This is a genomic window from Mesorhizobium sp. M2C.T.Ca.TU.002.02.1.1, assembly GCF_003997225.1.
Map to the genome: position 1 here is coordinate 1 of NZ_RZTO01001325.1, position 941 is coordinate 941.

The following is a 941-nucleotide window of genomic DNA, read 5'->3' on the forward strand; positions in this document are numbered from 1 at the left end:
CTTCTACCCTGTCCTGCTCCGTCAGCGCGAACGGATCCGAGAAAACACGAACGGCAGTCTCGAAGCTCACGCCATGTTTGCGCAGATTGGACCCAGCCTTTTCCAAATCCCACTCAAACCTCAATTCTTCCATTTCATGTAACCACAAAAATGTAACTACAAATAGCCCTTACGTCAAGGCGGCCTGCTGACGCTCTACCGCCGCACCACATTCCGCTCCTCCCACCCGTAAAGCCAGTCGAGATCAGCTGCGAGCTTCTCCGCCTGCCGCGCGGCCAGCACCAGGTTACGCGCGATCGCCACCGGCCCCCAGGCATGCCAGGCGAGCCGGTTCAGCGCGCCGCGTTTCAGCACCCTCTCGACGCGCGGCCGTCGAAGATTTTCCCAGACAGTGAGACTTTGGGCCGGATCGCCTGGAAAATCGGCAACCAGATTGGCGAGCATCGAGGCATCCTCTATGCCCATGGCCGCGCCCTGCGCCGCGAACGGCGTCATGGCATGCGCGGCGTCGCCGATCAGCGCGATGCCCTCCGGCATAGTCCACCGCCGCTGCTCGACCGTGTGGATGGGGAAGGCCGTCCAGGGGCCAGCGAGCGCCACCAGCCTCGACAAGGATGCGGTTGTTCCGCGCATGGCGCCTGAGAGGATCGCGGGGTCGGCGTGGCCTGACCAGCCTTCGGCGATGCGCTCGCCCTTGGTGAAGGCGGCAAGATTGAAGGCGCTGCCCTTGCTCACCGGATAGGCGACCATGTGGAAGCCGGGATGCAGGAAAGTGGTGACGCAATCGCTGGCGCCGATTTGCTCAAAAACCTGGCCGGCGGCGCTTTGTGCCGGGATCGTCGCGCGCCAGGCGAGCTCGCCCGAAAACCGGCTTGCCGCGAAGCCTGCCGTCCGGGCAAGCCCGGCGCGAACCGAGGACCACACGCCATCCGCGCCGAGCC

2 protein-coding genes are annotated in these 941 nt (G+C 64.6%); both read right to left on the bottom strand.

The annotated features are described in order from the left end of the window. Nucleotides 1–133: BrnT family toxin (locus tag EOD07_RS35850; protein ID WP_164772920.1), on the bottom strand; the 133-nt coding region annotated here is incomplete at its 3' end. A gap of 62 nt (nucleotides 134–195) precedes the next feature. Next, nucleotides 196–941 (bottom strand): FAD-dependent monooxygenase (locus tag EOD07_RS35855; protein ID WP_206519665.1); only part of this gene is annotated, 746 nt, incomplete at its 5' end.